This window comes from Desulfonatronum lacustre DSM 10312 (genome assembly GCF_000519265.1).
GTDB lineage: Bacteria > Desulfobacterota > Desulfovibrionia > Desulfovibrionales > Desulfonatronaceae > Desulfonatronum > Desulfonatronum lacustre.
The window spans coordinates 2,956,831-2,982,781 of sequence record NZ_KI912608.1 but is presented as its reverse complement, the minus strand read 5'-3'; the positions used below and the strand labels follow the sequence as shown (position 1 = coordinate 2,982,781).

Genomic DNA, 25,951 nt, shown 5'->3' with positions numbered 1-25,951 from the left:
ATAGCTAGGGGGGAGGCGGATTTTACAGACAAACGGTCTTGAAAACGAAATGTTTTCGGGCCAGATAGTTCCAGCCGAAAACAAGCCCAATGGCGGCGATTTTGGCCAACATCATGTCCCGGTGCAAGATGTCCACGCCGATGTAAAGGATGATCTGGTTCAGCAGAAGACCGAAGACGCTGACCAGGTAAACCCAGGCGAACTCCTTTTTTCCACGAAACCGAACACCGCTTACGAAGACATAACGAATGGATAAGAGATAGTTGAAAATGGCGGCCACAGTGAACGCGCCTGCCCCCACGAGCAGGTAGTTAAATCCCAGAAGCCACGCGAAAATGAAGAACAAGGAAAGATCAACGACGGCTGCCGCACCGCCGACGAAAAAATAGCGGACAACCTTGAACTCCAGACAGTCTGCGAACAACTTCGGCAAACAAGGGTTTTTTTGCATTCCGTTCTCACATGACGAGGTATACCGCTCTCACTAAAGCTTCCGAGGTATCGGCTGCAATGGAACGAAGTTGCGGTGACAAATGCTTACTAATGCGGCAACATGTTCAAATCAAACGTAATCAGCAAAATTACGTTGCGCGGACTGAAAAATCCGGTACGCGAAATAGAGGAAAATTATTGGCCAAACTAAACCAAGAACGACCCCCCAGGACCAGAAGAAAACACTTTCCGGCAAAAGCAGGGCCCGATACATCGTAATGATGGAGGCCATTGGATTTAAGAAATAGAGATTACCCAAAAAAGGAAACTGTTCAAGAATAGGCTGAATGAAGGTGAGATTATAAATTGCCGGTGTCATAAAGAACCAAGCCGTCAAAAGTAGATTGACGAGGTGTTGGATGTCTCTGAAATATACGTTGGCCGATGAAACAACTAAAACCATGCCCAAGATAAACAATGTTTGATACAAGACAACTAGAGGCATTGCAAACAAGCCTATCCCAAGCATACTTCCTTTCCAAGCTAGCACAAAAATCAAAAGAAATAATTGGACAAATATTGTCAGTACATAATTTATCAAATTTCCGGCAATAACGGATAGCGGCAGAATAACGCGTGGGAAATAGACTTTTTTTATGAGAGTTGCATTTCCGGTGATGCATGACATGCCTCCGGATATGCTCTGTGCGGTAAATTGCCAAGCAAAAACACCGATGATCACGTCCTCAGTTGGAACTCCACGACCTACAAGCAGCCTTAAAAAAAACATGTAAATTATTGCCAGAAAAAGAGGATTAAGGATACTCCACAAAAAACCTAACACGGAATCCTTGTATCGACCTTTTAGCTCTCTTTTTACAAGATTTAAAAGAAGATCACGATGCTGTACAATTTTTGCAGTAAAAATCATAATTTTTCTTTGCTTATTGTTAGATTTAATGACGCTTATTCCGAATGCTAACAGCATATATAGAGTAAAAAAATATAAAAGCTACAGCGCTATCAATTAATAGTTGCGTGACTGTACGCTGTCCTTTTTAGCATATACGGTGGCAAAGTGTTCGATGCAAAACTTGTCAATAAAACGGGCAAGGTCACACCGTCAATCAGTGCCGGTCAACGAATCGGATTCGAGATCAATTTTCCAGACAATTCGGCGGGAAATCTCTGGACGGGATTTCTCGTCGAGACCTGGACGGGGGCGATCCCCGCAAAGCCGTGAAACATGGTTGAGAGGAGATCATGAAGATACGACTATTGCTTCCCTTGAGCCTGATGCTGGCCTTATTGGCCTGGGCGGCCCTCTCTTGGCCTTTGCCGCTCCATGTGACTTCCGCGGTGACCGTTTCCTCCCACGGCGGAGACGGTGGTGATATCCAGCCCATGATGCCCAGTGACGCATTGCAGTTGCTCTACTACTACCAACTGGTCAAGGAATGGGTCACTGGAGCCACGCCGATATTCTACAACCTCTATGAGTTCAATGTCGGGAACGACGAGGAGCGTTACTTCCCAGGCGGATACTATCTGCCCTTCTCGCTGATTTACGCCCTGGGGGCTTCTTTGTTGGGACAGGCCTTCGGGATGAATCTGGCGGTAATTGTTTCACTATGGTTCACCGTCCTGGGTACTTGGCTGCTGGTACGCCGCTACGTGGAGGACGAATGGATCGCGGCGCTTTTCGGAGTCTTCGCCATCGTGCTCCCGTACCGCTGGATCACCCAGTTCGACGCCAGCCCCACCGGCTTTGCCATGATGTGGGTTCCGTTCATTTTCCTGGGATTGGACAAAGCCGTCCGGGACGGCAGTATCCGAGGCGGTTTGCTCAGCGCCGCGACACTCATGCTGGCTTACGTTGGCGACGTACACGTCTTTTTCTTTAGCGTTCTAGCCACGCCCGCCTGGTGCTTGCTGGCTCTGACCATGAAATCGTCCATTCCGGGGAGATGGTCGCACCGTTTCCTGACACTGTTCAAAGCATTGCTAGCCGTGGCGGTTGGGGCGGTGCTGGTCGTCTTCGTGGTTCGGTTCCAGTCGGCGATGCTGGAAGAAACGCATATGGCCGGAGGGAGAAGCCTCGGCGAGGTAAGGCTGTTTTCTCCAACCAAGGATGGTTTTTTCGAGTGGAAACCGAGTACTGCCTCCGCCCAGGTCTATCTGGGCTGGCCCTTGGCTGGCCTGTTGGCGGCTGGAGGCTTGGCAGCATTCGTGTTGGCGGCACGACGACCGCGGCATGAGTCACGAAGGCTGTTTTATTGGAGCCTGTTGATGGCAGGAGCGGCCTTGGCGGCAATTCTAGCCTTAGGCCCGCATGGATTAAGACATGGCGGCCTTTTCGGGCTCGTTCGGGAATTGATTCCGCCGTACGCCATGATCCGCCAAGCCGGAAAAATTTTCTGTCTGATGCCGACGTTCATGGCAGTGGCCGGTGCACTATCCCTAAGTGCCCTGATTCGGGTCGCACCGCTTGGTTCATGGTGGCGGACGTTTTGCCTGTGCGCATTCAGTGCCGTATTAATAATAGGATATACGGTTCTCAGTTCGCCCGTTTTGACTCGGCTTCAAGAAACTCAAGGGGCCTACTTGGCAGTGGTTGAGGACGCCCAAGCCCAGGGCATGGTGCCTCGCGCAGTGGTGGTGACCCTGTGGCCTGGAGACAGCCATTTAGCTTCGGTTTACCAACACTTCGCCTTGGCCCATCACGTGAGGCTCGTCAACGGATACAGTCCGGCCTTCTCCAGTGCCTATTTCGAGAACGTATTCCTGCGCTTTTACAATATCAACCAAGGATACCTCGAGGATGAGCAGATTGACACGTTTTTGTCCTGGGGCGTCGGCCATTTAATCCTGCATGAAGACATGTACCCGGAAAAGGTGGCACCATTTCCCGTGACCTTTGCCATCCGGGGCTTTTTGGAGCATCCCAGGCTACAATTTCTGAAACAGGATGGGGCTGTTTGGGCCTTCAGAATGCTGGAAAAGCCACGCTCGGACAGCGCTGACTCGTTGGTGCGATTCCCGTTCGTGAAGACGTGGAATGCCTTTTTATCGGCCCGACATTGGGAGATGGAGCGCTCCAGGATAGAAAACGCCGAACATGTTGAGGACTTCGCCGCCAGTGGAGGCGCTTATTTGGCTATGAACCGACCGGATGCGGTGGTGAATCTGTCACCGACCGGGGTGCCGCCAGCCCCTGAACTACGCTGGTTGATCCGGGCCAGAGGAGAGGGAGAGCTTCAGGCACAGGTCCATGAAAACGACGAGACAATGTTCATTCAAACTGTGGCGGTGCAATCATCCGACTGGGTATGGATTCCGATTTACGCTCCGGTCTCGTCATATGCGGAAATTGGCCTTCGCCTGGAGCATGTTGCGGGCGCGGTGAACCTTGACTCTGCCTTGTTGACTGCTGGAAAGTGGCTGTTTCTGAAGCCGGGAGAGTCCCTTAAGATACCCGCGCCCAGTTTTTTCCATGCCGGATTCACTGACCTAGGATCGGGGCACTTGGTTTTCCGCCGCGAGTACGAGCCGCGGCGGGTTATTTTCTATGGGCCTAAAATGCCTTTTGCACCAGGAGAATACGATGTGCGCTTTTCCTTTGATTCTTCGGCTGACGAAGGCGTTGTACTCGGCATGCTGCATGTGGAAACGGATTGGAACGCGAAACAGGGCCCGGTCTACCCTGTGGTCGCCGGTCGACCTCTATACGTTCATCTGGACGTGACGAACAACCTCCCCGTAAATCTCTTGTTCGACTATTTCGGCAACGCGGACATGACCGTGGACCATGTCGAATTTACCCGGAAACGGTAGGTCTGGGTTAAACGCCACAGGAAAAGGATCACCCATGCGGCTGCTGTTTTTGAGCGACCACCTTGGATACGCCGACGGTGTAACCACTGGAGCGACGACGTATTTCCTGACGGTGCTGCCTGAACTCACAGCCCAGGGAATCGATGTCCGGGCCTGTTTTTTGCGGGAACGGCACTCCGTGGCCGAGGCTCTCGAAAACAAGGGCGTCCAGCCGGTTTTCCTGAACCGCGGCAAATGGGACCCCTGTGCTCTGTTCGACCTGCTGCGGATGATCGACCGGGATCAAAGCGATATCGTACATGCTGCCGGAATGAAGGGGATTCTTCTGGGCCGGGCGGCCGGACGCATCCGCGGACGCAAGGTCATTACCCACCTGCACGATACCAGCATACCCGGGACCATGTTTCGACTGCTCCACCAAGCCATGGCCGGATGGACGGACCGGTGCCTGGTGATATCGGAAGCCGTGGGCAAGCTGGCGCGGGAGCAGTTCGGTATTTCCCCGGATCGGGTGACGGTGCTCTACAACGGGATCGATCTGGAAAAATACCGAAATACCGCCTCGGACGCACGGGAGCGCATCCGCATGGAGTTCAGACTGCCGACAACCGCTCCGGTGCTGGCCGTCATCGGCCGCCTTTCACCGGAAAAGGGGCAGGCGTTTATTCTACCCTGGCTGCCGGAACTGTTGCGAACGCATCCCGAGGCCCAGGTCCTGATCGTCGGTGAAGGACCCTCCAAAGCGGAATGCGAGGCCATTCTGAACAAGAGCGGCACATCGGCGTCCGTGCGGTTCACGGGACAGCGGTCGGACATCCCGGACATCCTGGCGGCCGTGGACGTGTTGGTGATTCCGTCCTTGATGGAGGGGCTGTCCTTCTGCGCCCTGGAGGCCATGGCCGCCGGGCGACCGGTGGCCGCGTTCCGGGTCGGCGGCATACCGGAGCTGATCAGCCATGACCGGACCGGAGTCCTGGCACCGGAGCGGGACGGTGCGGCCTTGGTGAGCCAAATCCGGCGTCTTCTGGATGACGAGGGTTTGCGATCATCCGTTGTCGCGGAGGCGCGGACGTTCGTCCAGCGCTTTTCAATCCAGTCTCATGTTCAGGACTTGATCGCCGTCTACGGACAGGTCTTGAAGTCCGCGCACCGAGGCCGATGACATGCTGCGCCGCCTTCGTTCCACCTGGGAAAAAAACTGGCCGGAAATCCGCTGCGCCGCCACGGGATCGGTCCCGGATTTCGTCCTGGCTCGCGTCCCCAAGCAGAGAACGGATGCGGTCCCGGTTTTCTGCTATCACGATGTGGTCGGCCCGGAGCTGCGTCAAGACCTCGAATATCTCCGTCAAAACGGCTACGCGACACTGATCGCCGACGAACTTGTCGCGTTTCTGCGCGGAGAATTCAGCCTCAGCGGTCCCAGCGTGGTGCTCACGTTTGACGACTGCTCGCGCAGCTTGTTCCAGGTCGCCCTGCCCCTCCTGGAGCGTCACGGCTGTCGCGCCGTGGCCTTTGCCGCGCCCAAATTTCACGATCTGGCCGAAGAGGTCGTGGGCGATGAACACCGGCCTTGCACCTGGAAGGAGTTGCGGGTGATGCGGCGTTCCGGATTCGTGGACGTCCAGTCGCACAGCCTGGAGCATCGGTATTTTCCGCGCTGGCCGGAGCCGGTGCCTCTGTGTGGAGCGGATGCGCGGATGAACGAGACCGTGGCTCGCGGACCCGCGCGGAACATGGACGAGGATTTACGCCTGGCCAGGGAAATCCTGGAAGCGCGGCTGGGCAGCGGGGTCAGACACCTGGCCTTCCCCATGTACGATGGGACCGGAGAAGCGCTCAGAATCGGACGAGAGGTCGGGTATCAATCCTTCTGGTGGGGCGTCCTGCCGGGCCGACCGACCAATTGTCCGGCGCTTTCCACCGGCAACCGGATGAATGATCCCACGGATCACATCGTGCGGATCAGTGCCGAGTTCCTGCGCAGACTGCCTGGAGAGGGACGAATTTCGTTGGGGAGCATTCTGCGCGCCCGGTACGGACGGACGTTTCAGCGCTGGATGGGTCGCCCGACTTTCCCACCCACCAATCCTCCGCGAAGATAGAAATAGAGTCCGGGCAGGCTTGCGACACGGACAACGACGTGCTCCAGGATGGAAATGGCCAGGGCGGCAGGGCCGCCAACGCCGATGCCGCGAAGAAAGAAAAAATACGCCCCTTCCTGGAGACCCAGCCCACCGATGGAAATGGGCAGCATCAGGGCCACCCAGACCAACGGAAGGACCATTGCCAGGAGGAATGGATCGACGGAAATGCCCAGGGCCACGGCCTGCGTATAAACGATAATGATGCGCAGGACGATCATCAGCCCAAAGATGGCAACGTTGGTGCTGAGCGCCCGTTTATGATCCTGGTAAACCAGAAGGCTGGTATAGAACTCCTTGAGTTTGCCGGTGATCTTCTCCCCGACGGTTCGGCGCAGCAAAGGCGCGACCCACTTGTTCAAGGTGGGCAGCGCAAGAATCAGGACCACGCCGGTAACACCGAGAAACAGGATGGGAAAGACAACGGCCATGGGCCAGGGCAGATACTCGCCGGCGGCCACAAGAGCAACAACTGCCCCCAGGAAGAGGTGGATGAAGACGGAAATGGCCCGGTCCGCCGCCGAAGCGGCCACGGCCTGCACCGGCTTGGTGCTGCACTTGGAAATGGCCACCATGCGCAGGACGTCGACACCGACGGAAGACGGCAAAAACAAGCCGAAACAGCCGGAAGTCATCTGGATGCGGAACAGTTGCCACAGGGTGAGGTCACTGCCGTGGGCGATGAGCAGAACCTGCCATTTCCAGGTGCTCAGCAGGCGCTCCCCAAGTACCAGGAGCAGCAATACGGCGAACATCTCCCAGCGCAAACCGACCATCAACCGGGCCATTTCGGAAAGATCGATGGTGTAGGCCAAGGCCGCCAGGAGGCCCAGACTTAACGCAACCCGGAAAAAGAGTTTCAGATGATCCCGATAAGGACTGTTCAAATTGCCGTCCGTTGTGAATGGGAGATGTGACGGGACATCCGTGCCTCAACTCTGAACATCGTAATACAGGGGCAAAAGAAAATCGTGCCCTTCCAAGGAAATCTTCTCGCCTTCCAGCTCGGGCCGGTCGTCGAAAAACTCCAGACGGAGCTGGAAAACATCGCCTTGCCGCCGGGGGGCGGTTTCCAGGACCCGGCCATCCATGATCACCCAATGGGCGATGAGGATCTCCTGTCCGTGCGCCTCCCCTTCCAAAACCTCCTCCACGGCATAACGGTTCACCAGCAAGGCCCGTTGATAGGGCGCGACCGCCTCCACCGTAGGCACGGGCAGCGCTTCCAGGAGTCGAACCCGGGCAACCAACACCTCGGCAGGAACTCGATCCGCGACGCGGGCTTGGGCTTCCGAGTAACGCTGGGCCGCTTTCTCCGGGGTCAAGACCTGATTGTAAATGGCCACGCCTTCCAGTTGTCCGGCCCAGAACCGCCCTCCCCCCCACTCGTCTCCGAACAACAGATGCTGCGGCGACCATGTGCCGAATCCGCCATGAACGGCATCAGAGGAAAAGACATGTTGGCCGTCGGCATACGCGGTTACCAGTCCGTCCGCGTAGGTCACGACGACGTGGGTCGGTTCTCCGGCAGTCAGCGGCAGCAAATCCAACTCCGGCGGAACGGCGTTGGGTCCGGTCCGTTCCGTGCGGAGCCGCAGGACCAGCCGGTCTCCGGATTGGCCGAGGGTGACGTTGCGAGCACTTGGTCCCGAGGAAAAGGTGATGATCCTCGCCGGTCCGGACTGGTCCGGCAAGGACGGCGTGATAACGGCCTCAATGGTCAGTTGATTGGTATTCCGAAGGGCTGAGAGAATGTCGTCTGTCTGCTCCAGGATAAAATGCCCTCCCCGGGACGTGTCCATGGCGAAATACCTGGTCAGCCTGGCCGTGCCGCGCGGCTCGAGGTGGACGTCGCGGTACCGGCTGCTTTTGGAGTCGAAGAGGACGCTGGAACGAGCGGCGTTCTCCCACCAAAAGACCAAGCCGTTGTCTGGAGCCGACGAGGATGCGGCAGCGCTGTGCTCTGAGATATTGGTTCGAGCCGAAGCATCAGTTGAAGCATCTGTTGGAGCATCTGTTGATTCGGCTCCGGCGGCCCAGGTCTGGATCATCTCCAGGCCGGAGGCCACCCAGACGTCCGGGTAGTAGTCCGTCAAGGTATCGTCCGTCACACGATGCCAGGCCTCCACGGTAGAGAAATCCTCGCTGAAGCGGCCGATATGCAGGGAAACCTCCGGCCCGCCGGTACGAATCCGGTTGCCGCCGCTCCCGCTGATATACGGCCCGGTGACCACCAGAAACCGGGGATGGTTGGACCAGCGTGGATGATAAACCTCGTAGCCGTCGATGCCGGGAGCGGTGTTGATGGGTACCTGCCAGCGGTGTTCCGTGCCGTATCGCTGCATGGTCAAGTTGCGGTGCGATCCGTCGAAGACCCAGAAAAGATATTGGTCGTCGGGAGAGATGGACGGCCAGCAGCCTTGGGCCAGCCTGTCCCAGGCCCCCTCGGTCAGTCGCGCCACACCGGCGTGGGGCCAGGGAAAGGTGCCCCCGGCCATTTTGCCGTCAATGGAAAGCTGAACCTGATCCTCGGTCACCGGGGTCTGATCCCAAACGAGTTCCCGGACTTCGGGATCATCCAGCCGGACTCGCTCCATGCGTTGCCTGGTAGGGGCCCGGTTCCCATCCTGTCCGACTCCGACATACAGCCATTCGTGACCGGTAAAGGGGTCCATCCACACGGCCAAGCCCGTGCCGGAAGTTACTTCGCGCAGCCCTGAGCCGTCCCAGTTGACGATCATCACCACGTCCCGGGTACGATCGGTATAAACCACCCGATCGCCGCGCGGGGTGATGTACGGCTTGGCGAAATTAGCCGGCCCATCCAGGATAACCCGCTGACCATGGCCGTCCCGTGAATCGAAACCCATCAGGCGCAGGTTGTCGCCCTGGGCCCCAGGGTTCCCACCTTGGCCGAGATCCTGAACCCAGACGACCCGTGTGTGGGCGCCGGTCAAATCCTCGATCCGGTCAATACGTGCATCCGAGGTACTGTTCGCATTGGCAGACTGGTCCTCCCGTGTACAGCCGAAGGACACGACAAGTATCAGAATCAGTAACCCGACAATGGTCGATGGCATTGCGGAGTAAATGTATTTGGTCATGGTGCATCACCCTCCTGGAATGACACAGGAGTATGCCCCTGGAACGGAGAGTCAATGCCGCAGCAACTCAAGCCTTCAACCAGCCCTGCTCCGCGTACCAGCGGGCCGTTTCCAGGATGCCGTCCTTGTTGGCGTGTCGGGGCGCATAGCCGAGCATGGTTTTAATCTTGGTCACGTCGAAATGTCTGTCCTTGGAGTAGAAAGCCACCCGGCGGCGGTACAGCGGGGGCTCTATGCCCAGAGGGCGGCAGATGCGCTCGCAAATGTCCGCGGCAAGGAAAAAGGGGCTGATGGGCAGGCGAACAACTCTCAGCTTTCTGCCGAAATGTTCAGCGACGATCCTGGCGATATCCGCCACGGCGATGGGTTCTTCGGCCCCGGCAATGAAGGCCTGGCCCAGTGCGTCCGGATGGGTGGCCGAGACCAGGGACACGTTGGTCAGGTCATCCACATGCACCAGATGGTACATGCACTTGCCCTTACCCAGGAGAAGAAACACGGGCTTGAGGGCCATCCGGAACAGCTTGAGCAAGCGGCGGTCGCCGGGGCCGTAAATGGCCGCGGGCCTGATCACCGTGTAGGGCAGTTTATGCTCCGCGGCGTGGGCCCGGAGCCACAGTTCGGCCTCCAGCTTGGTCTGCTGGTACTCGTCGTCCGGATCGAAGGGAGCGTCCTCGGTGGCTGGAGGTTCGGCAATATGCCCATGGACACCGATGGTGGAAAAATGGACAAAGCGCTTGAAATGCGGATTTTTTAGAGCCTCGCGGGCCAGGACTTGGGTGGATCCGACATGGACGTTCCAATAATCCTGGTATGAGCTGCGGGCCTGTCGAAAAGCGGCCGCGACATGAAAGACATACTCTTGCCCGGCCATGGCCTGGGCGATGATCCGTTCATCGAACACCTCACCCATAAACCACGAAACGTCCAAATCCTTGAGCGGGTCCAGGTTGGAACTGCTCCTGGCCACCGCGCTGACCTTCGCGCCAGCCTCGACCAGCTTGCGAGTGAGCACGATCCCGGTAAACCCCGTCGCACCGGTGACGAGAACCGGGGTACCCGGTGGTATTTGACAAATGTTGTCCATGAACAGTCTCATTCTTCGTTTCTTCAGTGGTGGCAAACGGCAACACTCTTCAGTTAAAAAATCAATCGTCGCATTTCAAGATGGTTTACAGTGGCATTTCAAATTCAGAGCTTCTTGGCCTCAATGAAAATATACCCGCTTTCATCAGCAGGAAGCAGCGCCCGGGTCGACTCGAAACGCTTGCGAAACAGATGCTCGTAACACGCCGCGACGCGATTGCGCCAGGTTGGATACGAAATGTATCGCAGCACCCCGTTGACGCGCAGTGGGGTCCAGGCCAGAAAGCTCCAGAACGGTGTATCGGCCAGGGAGAGAAACCCGTGGCATTGACGGATGACGAATCCCCCCCGGACGAGTTGCGACTGCCACTCCTTGGGGCTGAACATGTGGATCTGCATCATCCGGGTGTTCATGGAATCGGCGTAGCGGCGGGCCAGACAGTCCGATCCGGCGCGTCGGAAAAGACGCGTCAGCCAATAATGTTGGTCGTAACGATCCGTGCAGACCGAGGCGTAGAAGGTTCCTCCCGGCCGCAGGACGCGATGGAACTCGGCGATGGCCTCGTCCAGTCCAGGATGAACGGCGAACAGGCTGGCGTTGGCCGTGACGGTCTGGAACGAATCGTCCGGGAACGGCAGGCTGGTGGCGCTCCCGTGGAGCATTTCCCGATACAGGGATCGGGCCTCGGGTCCGGCCGCGTCCAGAGCGCCTTTGAGCAATTCGATGCCCACCAGGTGATCAGGCCTGCCGAACGCATCGCTCAACAAAACGCCGAACCCGCCGTCACTGCATCCCACGTCCAGCACGGGGGAGGCGAGTTCCACGCTGGCCGCTTGATAGGCGCGCAACTGCAGGGCATTAAAAAAAGCCGCCATGGGCTTGAACCAGTAGCGGCGGCAGGAAAGCGTCAGCATATCCGTCTGATGGGCGGTAATGTGCATGGCAAAAAGCTCGCTGGTTGTTTTAGGCAGGAAGCGACGCACGCTGCCGGCTGGATTGGCGGGCTAATACGTTTTTCCGAGCATGCGTCGAACTTTATAGCCCATGAGATCCCAAAGGTATCCCAAAAAGCCGATCTCGCCGCTACTCATCTTCAGGCGGAAAATGTGCGTATATCCTTTGAACGCCCGGTAGATCACGTTGAAAGCGATATTCCCGGGCCAGCGAATCAGCTTGCGGGACAGGTTCATCAGGAAGGGAAATTCGATGACCAGGGCGAAAAACTTGTGCAGGTTCTCGAACTCTCGTTTCGTCATCCCTGTGTTGATGGGCGATTCCACCTGATAGGACGCGTGCTGTTGATGCGCCGGGTCGAGATAGCCCTTTTCGATGCAATAGGCGTGCATCTCCGTACGAGGGTAGGGCTGAAAAATGGAGACCCAGGCATAGGAAGGTTTGACCAGAATATTCAGTTGAATGGTCTCGTAGGCATTTTCAAGGGTCTCGTCCGGCAAGCCGACCATGTTCTGGGTCATGATGGAGATGCCGTACTTGTGGAACAGGCGGGCCGCGTTGAGGATCTGCCCGTCGGTCATGTTCCGCTTGAGCACGTTCTTGCGGATCGTCTCGTTGCCGCTTTCCACGCCCATGGCGATGGTGATGCAGTTGGCCTCGCTCAAGTACCGGACCACTTCTTCGGTCACCAGATTGGCCCGGACATAACAGATCATGGGCAGGCCGATCCGGGCCTTGTAGGCCGCGGAGAACTCTTTGAGCCATTCCTTGTTCATTATGAACAGGTCGTCATGGAAGTAGACGATTTTCAAGGGATAGTTGTCCCGGACATGTTCCACTTCGCGGATCACGTTTTCCACGCTGCGCAGCCGGCAGTACTTCCCCGGCCCGGCCTCTTCCTTGTACAGCCGTTTGAGCATGTGGTTGAAGCAGTAGGTGCAGTCGTAGGGGCATCCGCGACTGGAGAGAAAGTGTTTCGTGCTGCTGTTGGCGTAGGCGTAGTACTTCAAAAAGGAGTCCCGGTCCGGATAAGGTAGCGAGTCCAAGTCCTGAATCAGCGGACGCATTGGGTTCTTGACCACCTGGCCGCCCTTCTTGACCCACAGGTTGCGGATTCCGGAGTAGTCCTCGCCCTTCTGAAGGCAGTCCAGCAGATCCACGATGGCCTCGTCCCCCTCGCCCCGACAGATTATGTCCACCTCGGGTTTCTCGATGATTTCGGGAAAGAAGGTCGGATGCGGGCCGCCGACGATGGACAGAAAGGAAACGTGCTTGCGCAGCCGTCGGATCAGTTCGAGGTAATAGTCTTCCGAGCCGCTGGTCAGCGAAAAGCCGATCACGTCCGGCCGGTATTCCTTGACCGCCTTGAACAGGTCCTTTTCCAGGTTGGTCAGCATCAGGTCCGCTTCGTGGCCGCCCTGTTTCACGCTGGCGATCAAACACATGATGCCCATGGGATCGGTGATGTCCAGGGACGCCGTGCGGTAAATGAACAAGCATTTCATATCAAACACCCGTTGAGCGACGTAACGCGGTTCCAGTGTGACGACCACGGCGCGAGGAAGCACCCCGGTGAACAGGGACCGCGATGTCCGCGATCTTAAAGGTTGATCCGGTTCGGACCGGGAAGAAAATAAATCGGTGCGTTAATGTTCACGGCCTTCCGCCAAGCCTGCACGGCGGCCGATACACCCTGGAAGTTGGTCATGATTTTAAGGAAATAGGCTCAAGAACCCGACGGAGCAGTCGGAAGCGAAAATGGGCCAAAAGCAGAAAGCCCGCGATAATCGCCAATTCAGTGCCGATGGTTATCAGGTGGTGCAGGGAGAAAAGGCCATCGGAATGCCGTACTCCGTAGAATATAGCCACGGGCGCGGAAAAGCGCTCGTCCGTGAACGGCCACAGCAGTTTCACCCCGGGCCCGTGGGTCGCGGCGTCCATGACCAGGTGCAGGCCGTAGGAAACCAAAGCCAACGAAGCTATACGCCGATAGCTCCACCAGTCAAGAAACCGCCTGAAAAACAACCAAAAAACTCCTGACGTGAGCAGGCAGGCGACGACCCCGAAAAACAAACTGTGGGTGATCTGATTATGATAAAGAGCCATGTTTCCGGCAAGGAATCCGGGGATGGCGTCCATGTCCGGCGCAAGGGAAAAGAAAAGAGAAGATCCCCAGATCCATCGCCGGGAGAACGGATCGCCGACATTGCGAGTGCAAACGGAGGCGACGGCCGCTCCGGCGGCAAGGTGGGCGAGGGGTGAAGGCATGATCCAGCGTTTCCGGGAAACGACCGCCGTGAATCTTGTATTCTGATTCGTTTTCTGGCATGTCGTTCTGCTTTGCGCGGCGAAACAAGTGCGCCGGTATGCACCGCGAAGACGGAAGGCGACGTAACGGCGCTTTGCGGCGGTCTGAGTCACGGCTCCTTACCCGAAGCGAACGCTCCAGGCAACCCGCCCCAAGGTGCCCGGAAGCACTCCCTGAATCTCCATTTGGTTCATCAATTCGTATCATGTCCGCCCTCCACCGCCTCGCCACGAGCGAAGCTTAGGAAAGACACCTCTGCGGCATGAACAACCACAAAAAAGAATGACCAACCCAACTCCCCAGACTCCTCCCGTCCGGCCCACCCTGGCGGCCCAGCTCAACGACGCGTCTTCCTCCCCCCTGCGCTGCTACGCCAGAAAGGTTCTCGGCGACGCGGGTCCGTTGTCCCTGGCCTATTACGAACTCGTCAACCTGCTGTTTTGCAACATGCCATCCAGCCTGGGTTTTTTCCTGCGCCGAACGTTTTACCGCCGCTTGTTTCGATCCGTCGGCCGCGGCCTGATCATCGGGCGTGGCGTGAGTATTCGCCACCCCGGTAAAATTACCCTGGGCCACAGGGTCGCCGTGGACGACAACGCCCTGCTGGACGCATCCGGTTTGGATAGCGAAGGAATCTTCATTGGTGACGAGGTGATCGTTTCCCGCAACTGCATGGTCCAGGCCAAGATCGGCTCCACCACCATTGGTTCGCGCACGGAAATTGGTGCCAACACGATCATTTCATCCATCTCCAGGGTTGAAATGGGAAAATTCGGTCTGATCGGCCCGCATTGCCTCATCGGCGGAGGAAACTACAAAACAGACAGAACGGACATTCCGATGATGGATCTGGGCTGGGCGTCGCGGGGGCCCGTAAAGGTGGGAGACGACGTCTGGATGGGAGCGGGGGTGGTCATTCCGGATGGGGTCCGCGTTGGCACTGGCTGCGTCATCGGCGCCGGGGCCGTGGTTTCCAAGGACCTGCCCGACTATGCCGTGGCCATGGGAGTCCCGGCCAGGATCGTCCGCTACCGCCCCAAACCGGGACACCAGGAGTGATCTCCATCATTTCCTTCACGTTTGACATCCTTGAACCGTCAAAGCTTTCCTCATGCATGCATTTTCCAAAAAACTGTTGTTGAGCCTGGTCACCTTTTTGATCGCCGTCTGCGTGATGGAAATCGCCCTGCGGCTGGTCTGGAAGAACCCCTACCAGAAGACCTATACTGCGGAGGTGGTCGACCTGAGACTGCTGACGCCCCTGCTTGATCGGACGTTGAATCGGGCATGGCTTGATCCCGACGATCCCTTTGTGGACTTCCGGACTGACGAGCGCGGCTACATCCTCCCCGTGGACCAGTTTACCGCCCCTGACGTCACCATCGCCTTTCTCGGCGGCTCCACCACGGAATGCCGGTACGTCCGTCCCGAACTGCGCTTTCCGGCGCTGGTTTCCAACGTGCTGCAAGAACAAGGCATATCCGCGAACATCCTGAACGCCTCCCGTTCCGGGAACACGTCCCATGACAGCATCAACAACTATTTCAACCACGTCGTGCAGGACAAACCGGAAATCGTGGTGCTGATGCACGCCATCAACGATCATGGGCTGCTGGCCAAGGACCCGAACTACGCCACCCGAAGCGGCGAAGTGGTCACCACGCCCAGACAAGCCAAGTGGCTCCTGCTGAACTTGAGCACCAGGTCGCATATTTTCGGTTTGCTGCGCGAAGTCGAATATTGGCTGGTCCCGCGACACCGGCAGGTGGGCATGGTCACCTCTTCCGCCGGGGCATCGGTGGATACGGAACCGTTCGCCGACAGGCTGAAGGTCTTCGTGACCATGGTTCAAAGCTTCGGCGCCCAGCCGGTTCTGATGACCCAGCCCCTGGCCGAGGCGACCACCGAGCTGACTCCCGAATGGGCGGACAGCCTCAACCAGAAGCGGTTTAACGAGGTCATCCGTACCGTTGCCGAGTCCATGAACGTTCCGCTCGTGGACTTGGAACGACGCCTTGAGGAGCACGCCGATTATACCGCCAATCCATTGACCTACCTGTACGACGGTATCCATGCTTCCGACACGGGCTCTCGGTTCTATGCCCGTGAAATCGCAACCATCCTCACTCCGCTCATCCGGGAGATGAGCCACAAGGCCCACCATGACCAATGACACCCGACACGACCCGGCACGGCACGGCGCGGCGTGCAAAACCGCTGACCCCAACGCCCCGGCAAGTCACCGCCGGGTCCGCGTCCTGATTCAAATCCTGATCATGACCCTGGCCGGAACCATCGTCTATTTTCTCTTCGGCCATCGGATCATCGCCGGGATCATCTGGTTTCTGGCCTGTCTGCTGCTGTTCGGATTCCTGTTTTCTCCGACCATCGTCAACGGCTTCGAGCGCTTCGGGGCCTGGCTGGGTCAGTTCGTCGGCACCGCCCTGACGTATATCCTCTTGGTACCCATGTTTTACATCGTTTTTACCTTCGGACGCCTGGTGATCACGTTCCTGGGGCGCGACCCCCTCCAGCGCAAATGGAAACCCGAGGCCGAAAGCTATTGGGAAGACCGGAAGGCCCCCTTCGACGCAACCCACTTTAAGAGGCAATACTAATGGCTGCGATTCTCGGCATCAGCGCCTTTTACCACGATTCCGCCGCGGCCCTGGTTCGGGACGGCGAGATCATCGCCGCGGCTCAGGAAGAGCGCTTCACCCGGATCAAGCATGACTCTGATTTTCCGTTCAACGCGGTCAAGTACTGCCTGGAAGAGGCAGGTATTCGAGGCTGCGGTCTGGACGGGGTGGCGTTTTACGACAAACCCGTGACCAAATTTTCGCGTATTTTGGAGACCTACTTCGGCGTCGCGCCCAAGGGCGTCCAATCCTTCGTGATGGCCATTCCATTGTGGCTGAAGCAAAAGCTCTGGATCCCCATGCAGATCGAGTCCGCATTAAAGCGCCTGGGCTGCGACTGTCAGAATATCTTCTTTCCGGAACACCACGAATCCCACGCGGCCAGCGCCTTTTTCCCGTCGCCCTATGAAGAAGCCGCCGTGCTCACCCTGGACGGGGTGGGCGAGTGGGCCACCAGCACCATCGGCAAGGGCAGCGGCAACCGGCTCGAAATTCTCAAGGAACTCAGCTTCCCCCACTCCCTGGGGCTGCTCTACTCGGCCTTCACCTACTACACCGGGTTCAAGGTCAATTCCGGCGAGTACAAGCTGATGGGTCTGGCCCCCTACGGCGAGCCGGTCTATCGGGACAAAATCCTGGACAACCTGCTGGATCTCAAGGAAGACGGCTCCTTTCGCCTGAATCTGGACTACTTCGGCTACCTGGACGGCCTGACCATGACCAACAAGCGCTTCGACGTCCTGTTCGGCGGCCCGCCACGCAGTCCGGAAAGCGAGATCACCAGGCGGGAAATGGATCTGGCCAGTTCCATCCAGATGGTCACCGAGGAGATCGTTCTGCGCATGGCCCGGTACGCCCGGGAGGCGACGGGCTGCAAGTACGCCTGCATGGCCGGGGGGGTGGCCCTGAACTGCGTGGCCAACGGCAGATTGCTGCGGGAAGGGATTTTCGAGGACATCTGGATTCAGCCGGCCGCCGGCGACGCGGGGGGGGCCCTGGGCGCGGCCCTGGCCGTCTGGCACATGGGCCAAAACGGGAAGCGCCGGGTGATGCCCGGCAGGGACGCCATGCGCGGCTCGTATTTCGGCCCGTCGTTCCCTGACCCGGTGGTCGAAAAATTCCTCGCCGACAACGGCTATCCCGCGGAACACGTTCCGGACCCGGAGCAACGGGCCAAGCGGATCGCTGAGCTGGTCGCCGATGAAAACGTCGTCGGCCTGCTCCAAGGTCGAATGGAGTTCGGCCCGCGGGCCCTGGGCAACCGCTCCATCATCGGCGACGCCCGCTCTCCCAAAATGCAATCCATCATGAACCTGAAAATCAAGTACCGGGAGTCCTTCCGCCCCTTCGCCCCGTCCTGTCTGGAAGAGCGGGTCAGCGACTTTTTCGAGCTGGATCGCCCCTCGCCGTACATGCTCCTGGTGGCCCAGGTCCAGAAGCACCGTCAGGTCCAGACACCCAAGGAAACGACCCTGAACCTGCACGACCAGATCAACCAGACCCGCTCCGACGTTCCGGCCATCACCCATGTGGACCACTCGGCACGGGTCCAGACCGTGAACAAGGAGACCAACCCGGCCTACCACGCCATCATCAAGGCCTTCGAGGATCTGACCGGATACGGGATCATCATCAACACCTCGTTCAATGTCCGAGGCGAACCCATCGTCTGCACCCCGGAGGACGCCTACCGCTGCTTCATGCGCACGGAAATGGACTATCTCGTGCTGGAATCCTACATCCTGAGCAAAAAGGACCAGCCTGAATGGAAGGAAACCGACGATTGGCGCAAGGACTACGTACTGGATTAACGGACGTTTTGTCGCGTCAATTGCCCCGAATAATCACACATTTTAATTGAATACAGAAGGACGTCCCCCGATGATATTTCTCAAACATCTACTCAATCTTTTACGAGAATTTTTCGGATTCGCCATGCAGCACAAAAAATGGTGGATTATCCCCCTGATTCTCGTCTTCCTGGCCATGGGCCTGCTGATCGTTGTCGGCCAGTCCACGGCTCCGTTTATCTACACATTGTTTTAATCGACCACGATCCTACCTGAACAGGTTATTTTCCCTGAAGCAAAGCCGGTGGCGGATCTCGATCCGCCACCGACATTTGAACAACGGAATGGGATAAAAAACGTGAAATCTCCAAAATTGTGGCTTGGACTCCTGACCATTCTTATGCTGAGCCTCGGACTATGGTTTATCGAGTGGTCGGCCAAGGGAATGATGACCCCTACCCATGAGACGGGGCGGCGCATTCTGTTAGGTGAGGAGGATCAGTATCTGACGCGGTTGCAGAACACCATCGGCCAACCCTACCTGCTGTACATCAGCGCACCGAACTACACGCACCCTCGCCACGGTCCCCAACACAACGCCGATGGGTATCGCGGCAAATTGACGCCCATGGAAAAACGCGACGGGGTGCTTCGCATCGTATGCCTCGGAGGGTCCACGACGTACGGCTGGAGCGTCGACCGCCCGGAACAGGCCTATCCGGCCCAGTTGGAGAAACTGTTGCGTGCGAATCTCCCCGCGGACTATACAGACGTGGAAGTGATCAACGGAGGCCTTCCGTGGGGGACGTCCGCCGAGATACTGACCCACTACCACTTCAAATATCATTACTATCAGCCCGACGTCGTCGTCATCAACTCAGGCGGCAACGACGCCAACGGCTACACCTACCCTTACTACCATCCAGACAACAGCAACTGGCGCCAACCCATGCGAAATTTGCGCCCTTTGCCGGAAGGATGGCGCTGGATGGCCCGCTCAAGGTTTACCAGCTACATCATTTTGAACGTCTTCTATCGAGATCTGATCGCCGGAGGCCAGTTCCATATCGATGGAGGGGCCATACCCCACGCCCCATGGTTTCGGATCAACGGCGAACTTGTCGCCGAGCCGCGAGAAATTCCGCTGGAAAGATTGTCCTTCGCCCATAACATTGAAACACTCATTCATGAACTGCAAAGAGACGACGTCAAGACGCTGCTTGTCCCTTTTCGTGCAGCGCCAGGCGCATACGAAAGGCAGGAAAAACATTTTGAACTTGCTCAAATTCTGCGCCACGAAGAAATCCTCAAGGATTTCTCCATGAGATATTCCACCGGCTTTGCCCCTTTCCCTGCTGAAGTCGTCTCTCCCGGTAACTGGACCGACCATTGTCACCTGAACGCCCCCGGAGAACGGGAGAAAGCGGAACATATCGCACATTATGTATTGACTTTACTTTGACAGCAGGGTTGTAACTATTCAGCTCACCCGAGTAAAACGGACTGGATACCCGCCTTCGCGGGTATAACTGACTCGGAGAGGGCATTGGAAAAACAAGTCATTCCCGCGAAGGCCGGAATCCAGGTCATGCTTGCCTCAAGTTTTTGAAAAGCCACCTTTTCCCTCTCAAGCTGAGTAGTTACGCAGGGTTTATGAATGATCATCAAAACCATCATGGGTGGGTGTCATGGCGACCTCTCTCCCTCGCAACTATAACATGACCCTTTGCGACCGTCGTATTGACGTTTTGTCAAACGCATACGCAAAGCCTTTTGGTGTACACATGAAACCAATAACTGATAGCCCCTTTCACTACTAATGATAATGCGGGATCTGCAAAAGATCGCCTCTCGACGTTTTGATCTCTTGGTAATCGGCGGAGGCATCAACGGCGCATGCGTCGCCTGGGACGCGGCCATGCGCGGACTGTCCGTGGCCCTGATAGACAAGGGCGATTTCGGGGCGGCAACGTCCGCGGCCACGGGAAGGATGATTCACGGCGGGATCCGTTATCTTCAACACCTCGCCCTTGGCAGGGTCAAAGCCTCCCTGCATGAAAGAAATTTTTTTCTTCGTTCGGCACCACATCTGGTCCGTCCGGTACCGTTCCTGATTCCCACATACGGCCACGGCTTCAAGGGCAAGGAGGTTCTTGGGCTGGCCATGACCATCTACGACCTGCTTGCCTGGACCGAGGACTCCAAGAATTCCCGCACGGCATTACCCGGCCACAAGCGGCTTTCCCGCCAAGAAACCTTGGCCTTGGAGCCGCATTTGCACGCCGACGGGCTCACCGGTGCCATCCGCTTTTACGATTGTCAGATGCCCTTTCCGGAACGGCTGACCCTGGCTATCGTTCTTTCCGCGCGGCAAGAAGGGGCCGTCGTACTAAACTATGTGCAGGCCAAGGATTTACTTGTAAACGACGGACGGGTCACTGGGGTGAACGTCATGGACATCCTTACGGGCCGGCAACTGACCGTCAAGGCTGATGTCACGGTCAATGCCGCCGGCCCATGGGTCAGCTCCGTACTCAAGTCCGCGGGGTTGGCCGATACCGCTGAAGGCGCCTCCAGAATCCTTTCCAAAGGCATCCACATCATCACCCGTTCGCTGACCAACGGACATGCCCTGGCCCTGGCTACCCGCCACAAGCACTCTGGGGCATGGGTGGACCGCGGCGGACGGCACTTCTTCATCGTCCCCTGGCAGGGCCTTTCCCTGATCGGAACCACCAACAGTCCTTTTAACGGCGCTCCCGACGACGACATCGTCACCGAGGACGACATCCACGGTTTGATCGACGACGTGAATTCGGTGTATCCGTCGGCCGGACTTTGCCGCGACGATATCCGATTCTTCTATGGGGGCCTCTATCCCGACGACCCGTCCCGTCCCTCCGGGACGGGCTACCAGGGCTCCCGGGAAGATAACATCATTGATCACGGCGTCTCCCAGAAAATACAGGGCCTCATCTCGGTCATCGGCGTGAAGTACACCACGGCGCGCCTGCTGGCCCAGAAGATCGTAGACTTGGCATGCCACAAGCTGGCGCGACCAGCTAAGCCCTGCCGCACGAAAAGCGCACCAGTGCTCGGCGGCGACATCCCGGACCTTAAGGACTTCGTCGCTCGTGAATCTAGGTGTTGGCAAGGCATGCTTCCCGAATCTCAGGTTGCGGACCTGATTCACGGCTACGGCACGAGCTATACTGAAATCCTCGATTTATACGGCCAAGACCCAGGCCTTGCCAAAGGCATCTCCCCGGAAATCCTCATCCTTAAGGCCCAAGTCATACACGCCGTGCGCCGAGAAATGGCCCAGACCCTTCAGGATATCGTCTTTCGGCGCCTGCCGCTGGCCTGCGTTGGGCGACCTGCTCCCGAAGTCCTGCGCGGTCTAGCCCGAATCATGGCCGAGGAACTGGGGTGGGACGACGCCAGAATAGAAACGGAAGTCCTCGCGGTGGATGCACGTTATCTGGCCGTATGAGTCCCAGGCCCCCGGACCTGCCCATGAAAATCCTGCATATCGCACCGACGCCTTTTTTCTCCGATCGCGGTTGCCATATCCGCATCCACGATCAGATCGCCGCATTGCAGCGCCAAGGCCACGACATACTTCTGACGACCTATCATCACGGACGGGATGTTCCGGGCATCACGACCCGGCGAAGCTTGCGCGTGCCCTGGTATTCCAAGGTTGATGCGGGTTTTTCCTGGCACAAAATATACCTCGACGTCCTGCTGTTCTTCACGGTTTGGCGTGCTTGCCTGAACTTCAAGCCCGACGTCATTCACGGGCATCTGCATGAAGGCGCCGCTCTCGGCTGGGCAACAAGCCTGCTTGCCTCGGCCCGCAAAATCCCCGTGGTATTCGACGTACAGGGCAGCCTGACCGGTGAAATAAAAGCTTACGGCTCTTTGGGACCACTCAAAAAACTGCTGTTTCTCTTCACCTGGCTTGAAAAGCTGGTCTGCAAACTGCCGGATTTTTTCATCTGCAGTTCAGAGGCCGCGGCACATCTCATGAAAGCCGAATTCGGCGTGCCGGAAGAAAAGATTCGAGTGATCCGCGAAGGTGTCGACGAATCGACCTGCTCAGTGGACGACGCAAAAAGCGTCAGGAAGCGTTTGGGCATTCCGCAGGAAAAAAAGATCGTCGGATACATTGGTTCGCTTATTCAGGCCAAGGGGGTTGATCTTTTGATCCAAGCCATGCCCGCTATCCGACAACGCGTGGAAAATGTACATTTTCTCTTGGCAGGTTATCCGCTGGAGGACTGTCGGGGGCGTGTGGACGCAATCGGTGCCGGCGACGTGACGACGCTCTGCGGCAAGGTGGACTATTTTCAGTTATTCTCCCACTTGGCCGTGATCGACGTGGCAGTCGACCCGAAAGAGGAAGGTTCCGGAGAGGGCAGCGGAAAAATCCTCAACTACATGGCCGCGGGCTTGCCGGTGGTTTGCTTTGACACCCCGGCTAACCGCGCCTTGCTCGGTACCAACGGCATATTCGCGGCACCGGGAGACGTCATGAACCTCTCGGAAAAAATCGCCGATGTCCTGGCAGACGGGTCTCAAGCCTCGCGCATTGGCGCAATGAACAAGGAACGAGCCTTCAGGGACCATTGCCAAGCCTCGCGGACCGAGGTTCTTGAAGAGATCTACCAAAGGCTCTTAGCCGACCGCTAGCATCCTGTCCAAAAGTACCCGGTCGATCCCATACGCAACGCCGAAGGACTTTGCGTATCCATGATTCGGAGTCTGCACAATATGACCTTCCATCTTCGAAAATACGCGGTACCGGCCTTCTTCTTCATCGTTGCAGCGACGTTTTCACTGTTTCTCGCCCAGCACGCTTTCCAGTGGTTTCTGACCTCGGATGAATGCAGCTATCTCTTTCAGGCGAACAATTTCCTTGACGGTCTCATTGCCAGGCCGTTCCCGCCTTTTCATGAATCCTTTGACTACTTCATGATTATTCTCAGGGAGGACGTGGGCTGGCTGTCCAGATATCCCTTCGGCCACTCACTTTTCCTCGTTCCGGGCGTATTCATCGGCTCCGCCCATATTATGGTCTTCCTGGCAGCGGGTCTTACCGTCGTTGTGGTCTACAGATCCGGAGTTCTCCTGGGCGGCCATGCGCTTGGAGCAACCGCAGGATCACTCTTGCTTTTTTCCCCGTATTTCCTTTTTTATCACGGCACATTGCTTAGCCACACCAGCGGCCTGCTGGTGACATCGTTGATGCTTTTGGCCTACATCTCATGGCGCAGGACCGATGCCGTCATTTTCGCCGCGCTATCCGGGCTCGCCTGGGGATATCTTTTCAATACCAGGACGTTTACGGCCTTTTTGATTGCCATTCCCTTTGCCTTGGATTCGTTGATTCACCTTTACCAAAAACAGAACAAGCATTTATTTATTGGAACGATACTTTTTGCTTTCTCATCGTTCCTTGGCGTGATCGCCATGCTGATCTACAATACAATCACCGTCGGCGACCCCTGGACAATGACCTATCTTTTCCATAATCCCACCGACAAGCTGGGCTTTGGAACGAGGTACTATGGAAGAATCGAGCATACGCTCGCAGGGGGGTTAGAAAATATAGCCGTCAACCTCAAGCTTCTCAATGTCTGGCTGTGGGGTTTTTGGGGATCGCTGCTGGTCGCATTGCTCGCTTTTGCCATCGGGTGGACCGAACGTTGGAGCTGGCTGTTCGCAGCAGTCTTGGCTAGCATTGTCTTCGGGCATATTTTTTTCTGGTATCCCGGCCCCCAAGATACAGGACCGGGCTATTATCTGGAAACGCTGCCCTTTCTCATCCTGGGCGCGTCATTTGGAGTCCGAAAATTTATCGCCAAGGCCAAAACATGGTACATTATACTATGCATGGCGATCTTTGTTTCCGTTGTTTCCATATTCAACGTTGTCAATGCGACGAAATTCAGAGAAACGACCATGGAAACAAGAAAATTACTCGATGTTCTCCAGGAAGCGCCCAAAAACAGCATAGTGTTCATTGACCCTGAAGATCATCCAAGTGTCTTCGGCCGACGACACGAAATCATTTTCAATCCTCGAGGTTTGGACTCGGATGTGATTTTGGCAAGAAGCTTGGGGGAACAAAACAAAGTAATAATGCATTTCTTTGATAGTCGCGTTCCATTTCGGCTCATGGGGGGAGATTTTCCCAGGCTGGCAGCCTTGGAACCGTCCCAGGAGTATCACCTTGTTTTTCCAGCGCACAAAATGTTCCGACAGGCAGGCACAAACGTCGCCTTGGCATCAGGCGAAATAATCCGGATTGCTCGCCAAGAAGAACACAACCCGGGGTTACTGGCTTTTGGACGGTTTTTTTATGTTTATCCCGGCAAATATGATGTTGAGTTCGATATTCAAGTCTCAGACTGCGAGTCGGGAGAGAAAATCGCCACAGTGGATGTGGCCATGAACGGAGGAAAAAAAATACTGAGCGAGACGGAAATTTACGGTGAAGCCTCGGCCTCTGGTAAAGCAATTGTGAGGATAGCCGTGGATACGTATGCGAGAATTGAGCCTCGGGCGTACTATCATGCCTGCGGCAGTATGGTCATTCAAAATGTGCACGTCAGGGAGAGAAGAAACATTGACTCCAAAGAATTACCTCCCAGGTAATATCCAGGGAGCAAACATATCTCTTAGCCAGTGCAGATCCCAAAATAGCAGCACAGTGCAGAGGACGAAAGTCGTTAAGATCACCAGCATCACTGTGTTCTCCCGAAACAGTCGTTCCGGGCTCTGAACCGGGCTGTCCTTCTTGAAGGACAATCGCATGTAGAAAGCCATGGAATAGGCTACCATTGGTGCCGCAAGAATCAGTTCAAAGCGATAGCTGGCAATGAAGTACCCCCCCATCAAGGCAAACAGCGTGGCATAGTAGAAAATGCTTACGATGAGCCGTTGCTCGTTGTAGTATCCCAAGGACTTTCGATACTTAGCGGCCCGGTCCGGGTCGTCGATCTTGCGGTACTCGGCGAAACGCTTGGCCGCCATCAAGAAGGACCCGAACATCCAATAGGCGATGAACATGGACAGCGGCGGTGCGGAGCCCATACCGGTGGAATACCATCCCAAGGCCAACCGGATGGGATTATTGACGGACTCGCACAGTACGTCCAAATACGGGACGTCTTTGAATCGCAAGGGAGGGGTATTGTATAGAATTCCCATGACCCAAAGCAACACCCCGGAAAAACCGAAGAAAGGATTGACCAAAAACCCCAGGCTTAAGCTGACCAAGCTCAGCACGCTCCAGACCATCCATGCCACGGAAATTTTAGCCTGTCCGCTGGGCAGAGGTCGGTTGCGTTTCTCGGGGTGAAACTTGTCTGTCGGAGCGTCAAGGATCTCATTGAGGACATAATTGCTTGAGGCAATCAGGCAAACACACAAAAAACCGAGCAGAACCCCTGGAATGATGTCCAGCCCCATAATGCTGCGGTCGAAAAAAATGGCCAAAAGAACACCTGGAACGACGAAAATATTTTTAAACCAGTGGTCTGGTCGCGCAATCCGGATGTATGGTGCGATACGTGTATACACGATGATCAGCTCCTAATGGATGGTCATTTGGACGTATATAATCCTTTTTTACTCCTCCCGGATTAATACTTC

At 56.6% G+C, this 25,951-nt stretch carries 21 protein-coding genes; 12 read left to right on the top strand and 9 right to left on the bottom strand.

Translation table 11 applies throughout. The features are described 5' to 3' along the window. Nucleotides 1-22: 22 nt before the first annotated feature. Both DESLA_RS0114030 and DESLA_RS0114025 read right to left on the bottom strand, forming a co-directional pair. Nucleotides 23-451, bottom strand: coding sequence for a GtrA family protein (locus DESLA_RS0114030; RefSeq protein ID WP_051434699.1), 429 nt, complete (start codon nt 449-451; stop codon nt 23-25). A 111-nt stretch (nt 452-562) separates the two neighbouring features. Further along, on the bottom strand, nt 563-1,363 hold the full coding sequence (locus DESLA_RS0114025) for an ABC transporter permease (RefSeq protein ID WP_028572951.1): 801 nt from the start codon (nt 1,361-1,363) through the stop codon (nt 563-565). Between the two features lie 332 nt (nt 1,364-1,695). Between DESLA_RS0114025 and DESLA_RS0114020 the strand changes: the two genes are divergently transcribed. The 3 genes from DESLA_RS0114020 to DESLA_RS0114010 are packed head-to-tail and all read left to right on the top strand — an operon-like array spanning nt 1,696 to nt 6,368. Further along, nucleotides 1,696-4,266: a glycosyltransferase family protein gene (locus DESLA_RS0114020; RefSeq protein WP_028572950.1), complete on the top strand. Its 2,571-nt coding sequence runs from the start codon at nt 1,696-1,698 to the stop codon at nt 4,264-4,266. Between the two features lie 34 nt (nt 4,267-4,300). Continuing rightward, complete coding sequence (locus DESLA_RS0114015) at nt 4,301-5,428, top strand: glycosyltransferase family 4 protein (protein WP_028572949.1); 1,128 nt, start codon at nt 4,301-4,303, stop codon at nt 5,426-5,428. A 1-nt stretch (nt 5,429) separates the two neighbouring features. Next, entirely contained in the window at nt 5,430-6,368 is a 939-nt protein-coding gene (locus tag DESLA_RS0114010; protein ID WP_028572948.1) for a polysaccharide deacetylase family protein, read from the top strand. On the opposite strand, the gene DESLA_RS0114005 is transcribed toward DESLA_RS0114010, so the two are convergent. From DESLA_RS0114005 to DESLA_RS0113980, 6 genes are all read right to left on the bottom strand, one after another. Beyond that, a complete protein-coding gene (locus DESLA_RS0114005; protein ID WP_028572947.1) occupies nt 6,314-7,294 on the bottom strand; it encodes a lysylphosphatidylglycerol synthase transmembrane domain-containing protein in 981 nt (326 codons plus the stop codon). The genes DESLA_RS0114010 and DESLA_RS0114005 overlap by 55 nt on opposite strands. Nucleotides 7,295-7,339: 45 nt before the next feature. Further along, nucleotides 7,340-9,511, bottom strand: coding sequence for a LamG domain-containing protein (locus tag DESLA_RS0114000; protein WP_028572946.1), 2,172 nt, complete (start codon nt 9,509-9,511; stop codon nt 7,340-7,342). A gap of 67 nt (nt 9,512-9,578) precedes the next feature. Further along, on the bottom strand, nt 9,579-10,598 hold the full coding sequence (locus DESLA_RS0113995; RefSeq protein WP_028572945.1) for an NAD-dependent epimerase/dehydratase family protein: 1,020 nt from the start codon (nt 10,596-10,598) through the stop codon (nt 9,579-9,581). A gap of 104 nt (nt 10,599-10,702) precedes the next feature. Then, nucleotides 10,703-11,539 (bottom strand): class I SAM-dependent methyltransferase, encoded by an 837-nt coding sequence (locus DESLA_RS0113990; protein ID WP_028572944.1) that lies wholly within the window; start codon nt 11,537-11,539, stop codon nt 10,703-10,705. 63 nt (nt 11,540-11,602) lie between these two features. After that, on the bottom strand, nt 11,603-13,057 hold the full coding sequence (locus tag DESLA_RS0113985) for a B12-binding domain-containing radical SAM protein (protein WP_028572943.1): 1,455 nt from the start codon (nt 13,055-13,057) through the stop codon (nt 11,603-11,605). Between the two features lie 199 nt (nt 13,058-13,256). Continuing rightward, a complete protein-coding gene (locus tag DESLA_RS0113980; RefSeq protein ID WP_028572942.1) occupies nt 13,257-13,820 on the bottom strand; it encodes a metal-dependent hydrolase in 564 nt (187 codons plus the stop codon). Between the two features lie 322 nt (nt 13,821-14,142). Between DESLA_RS0113980 and DESLA_RS20620 the strand changes: the two genes are divergently transcribed. From DESLA_RS20620 to DESLA_RS0113930, 9 genes are all read left to right on the top strand, one after another. Next, the gene (locus tag DESLA_RS20620) at nt 14,143-14,919 is read left to right on the top strand and encodes an acyltransferase (RefSeq protein ID WP_035261860.1); all 777 of its coding nucleotides are present in this window, start codon (nt 14,143-14,145) and stop codon (nt 14,917-14,919) included. Between the two features lie 52 nt (nt 14,920-14,971). Next, nucleotides 14,972-16,033, top strand: coding sequence for an SGNH/GDSL hydrolase family protein (locus tag DESLA_RS0113970; protein WP_028572941.1), 1,062 nt, complete (start codon nt 14,972-14,974; stop codon nt 16,031-16,033). Next, nucleotides 16,023-16,478, top strand: a complete 456-nt coding sequence (locus tag DESLA_RS0113965) for a hypothetical protein (protein ID WP_028572940.1) — start codon at nt 16,023-16,025, stop codon at nt 16,476-16,478. Before DESLA_RS0113970 ends, DESLA_RS0113965 begins: the two co-directional genes overlap by 11 nt. Continuing rightward, on the top strand, nt 16,478-18,310 hold the full coding sequence (locus DESLA_RS0113960) for a carbamoyltransferase family protein (RefSeq protein ID WP_028572939.1): 1,833 nt from the start codon (nt 16,478-16,480) through the stop codon (nt 18,308-18,310). Before DESLA_RS0113965 ends, DESLA_RS0113960 begins: the two co-directional genes overlap by 1 nt. Nucleotides 18,311-18,380: 70 nt before the next feature. Further along, nucleotides 18,381-18,545, top strand: a complete 165-nt coding sequence (locus tag DESLA_RS23225) for a DUF5989 family protein (RefSeq protein ID WP_169732633.1) — start codon at nt 18,381-18,383, stop codon at nt 18,543-18,545. Between the two features lie 102 nt (nt 18,546-18,647). Continuing rightward, nucleotides 18,648-19,751 (top strand): SGNH/GDSL hydrolase family protein, encoded by a 1,104-nt coding sequence (locus DESLA_RS0113950; RefSeq protein WP_156932975.1) that lies wholly within the window; start codon nt 18,648-18,650, stop codon nt 19,749-19,751. Nucleotides 19,752-20,114: 363 nt separating this feature from the next. Further along, nucleotides 20,115-21,782, top strand: coding sequence for a glycerol-3-phosphate dehydrogenase/oxidase (locus DESLA_RS20615; RefSeq protein ID WP_035261857.1), 1,668 nt, complete (start codon nt 20,115-20,117; stop codon nt 21,780-21,782). A gap of 23 nt (nt 21,783-21,805) precedes the next feature. Further along, nucleotides 21,806-22,984, top strand: a complete 1,179-nt coding sequence (locus tag DESLA_RS0113935; RefSeq protein ID WP_035263247.1) for a glycosyltransferase family 4 protein — start codon at nt 21,806-21,808, stop codon at nt 22,982-22,984. Nucleotides 22,985-23,065: 81 nt separating this feature from the next. Next, nucleotides 23,066-24,952 (top strand): ArnT family glycosyltransferase, encoded by a 1,887-nt coding sequence (locus DESLA_RS0113930; protein ID WP_156932973.1) that lies wholly within the window; start codon nt 23,066-23,068, stop codon nt 24,950-24,952. Here DESLA_RS0113930 and DESLA_RS20610 read toward each other — a convergent pair. Further along, nucleotides 24,938-25,879 (bottom strand): UbiA prenyltransferase family protein, encoded by a 942-nt coding sequence (locus DESLA_RS20610; protein ID WP_035261854.1) that lies wholly within the window; start codon nt 25,877-25,879, stop codon nt 24,938-24,940. The two genes, DESLA_RS0113930 and DESLA_RS20610, sit on opposite strands and share 15 nt — an antisense overlap. Nucleotides 25,880-25,951 lie beyond the last annotated feature (72 nt).

What these genes read in the sequence shown, in the direction of transcription:
- DESLA_RS0113930 (WP_156932973.1), top strand. Translation starts at nt 23,066, where the DNA reads ATGACCTTCCATCTTCGAAAATACGCGGTACCGGCCTTCTTCTTCATC.
- DESLA_RS0113960 (WP_028572939.1), top strand. Translation starts at nt 16,478, where the DNA reads ATGGCTGCGATTCTCGGCATCAGCGCCTTTTACCACGATTCCGCCGCG.
- DESLA_RS0114020 (WP_028572950.1), top strand. Translation starts at nt 1,696, where the DNA reads ATGAAGATACGACTATTGCTTCCCTTGAGCCTGATGCTGGCCTTATTG.
- DESLA_RS0113995 (WP_028572945.1), bottom strand. Translation starts at nt 10,598, where the DNA reads ATGGACAACATTTGTCAAATACCACCGGGTACCCCGGTTCTCGTCACC.
- DESLA_RS20615 (WP_035261857.1), top strand. Translation starts at nt 20,115, where the DNA reads ATGCGGGATCTGCAAAAGATCGCCTCTCGACGTTTTGATCTCTTGGTA.
- DESLA_RS0114015 (WP_028572949.1), top strand. Translation starts at nt 4,301, where the DNA reads ATGCGGCTGCTGTTTTTGAGCGACCACCTTGGATACGCCGACGGTGTA.
- DESLA_RS0113985 (WP_028572943.1), bottom strand. Translation starts at nt 13,057, where the DNA reads ATGAAATGCTTGTTCATTTACCGCACGGCGTCCCTGGACATCACCGAT.
- DESLA_RS0114025 (WP_028572951.1), bottom strand. Translation starts at nt 1,363, where the DNA reads ATGATTTTTACTGCAAAAATTGTACAGCATCGTGATCTTCTTTTAAAT.
- DESLA_RS0114030 (WP_051434699.1), bottom strand. Translation starts at nt 451, where the DNA reads ATGCAAAAAAACCCTTGTTTGCCGAAGTTGTTCGCAGACTGTCTGGAG.
- DESLA_RS0113990 (WP_028572944.1), bottom strand. Translation starts at nt 11,539, where the DNA reads ATGCACATTACCGCCCATCAGACGGATATGCTGACGCTTTCCTGCCGC.
- DESLA_RS0114010 (WP_028572948.1), top strand. Translation starts at nt 5,430, where the DNA reads ATGCTGCGCCGCCTTCGTTCCACCTGGGAAAAAAACTGGCCGGAAATC.
- DESLA_RS0114000 (WP_028572946.1), bottom strand. Translation starts at nt 9,511, where the DNA reads ATGACCAAATACATTTACTCCGCAATGCCATCGACCATTGTCGGGTTA.
- DESLA_RS0113970 (WP_028572941.1), top strand. Translation starts at nt 14,972, where the DNA reads ATGCATGCATTTTCCAAAAAACTGTTGTTGAGCCTGGTCACCTTTTTG.
- DESLA_RS0113965 (WP_028572940.1), top strand. Translation starts at nt 16,023, where the DNA reads ATGACCAATGACACCCGACACGACCCGGCACGGCACGGCGCGGCGTGC.
- DESLA_RS0113935 (WP_035263247.1), top strand. Translation starts at nt 21,806, where the DNA reads ATGAAAATCCTGCATATCGCACCGACGCCTTTTTTCTCCGATCGCGGT.
- DESLA_RS23225 (WP_169732633.1), top strand. Translation starts at nt 18,381, where the DNA reads ATGATATTTCTCAAACATCTACTCAATCTTTTACGAGAATTTTTCGGA.
- DESLA_RS0113980 (WP_028572942.1), bottom strand. Translation starts at nt 13,820, where the DNA reads ATGCCTTCACCCCTCGCCCACCTTGCCGCCGGAGCGGCCGTCGCCTCC.
- DESLA_RS20620 (WP_035261860.1), top strand. Translation starts at nt 14,143, where the DNA reads ATGACCAACCCAACTCCCCAGACTCCTCCCGTCCGGCCCACCCTGGCG.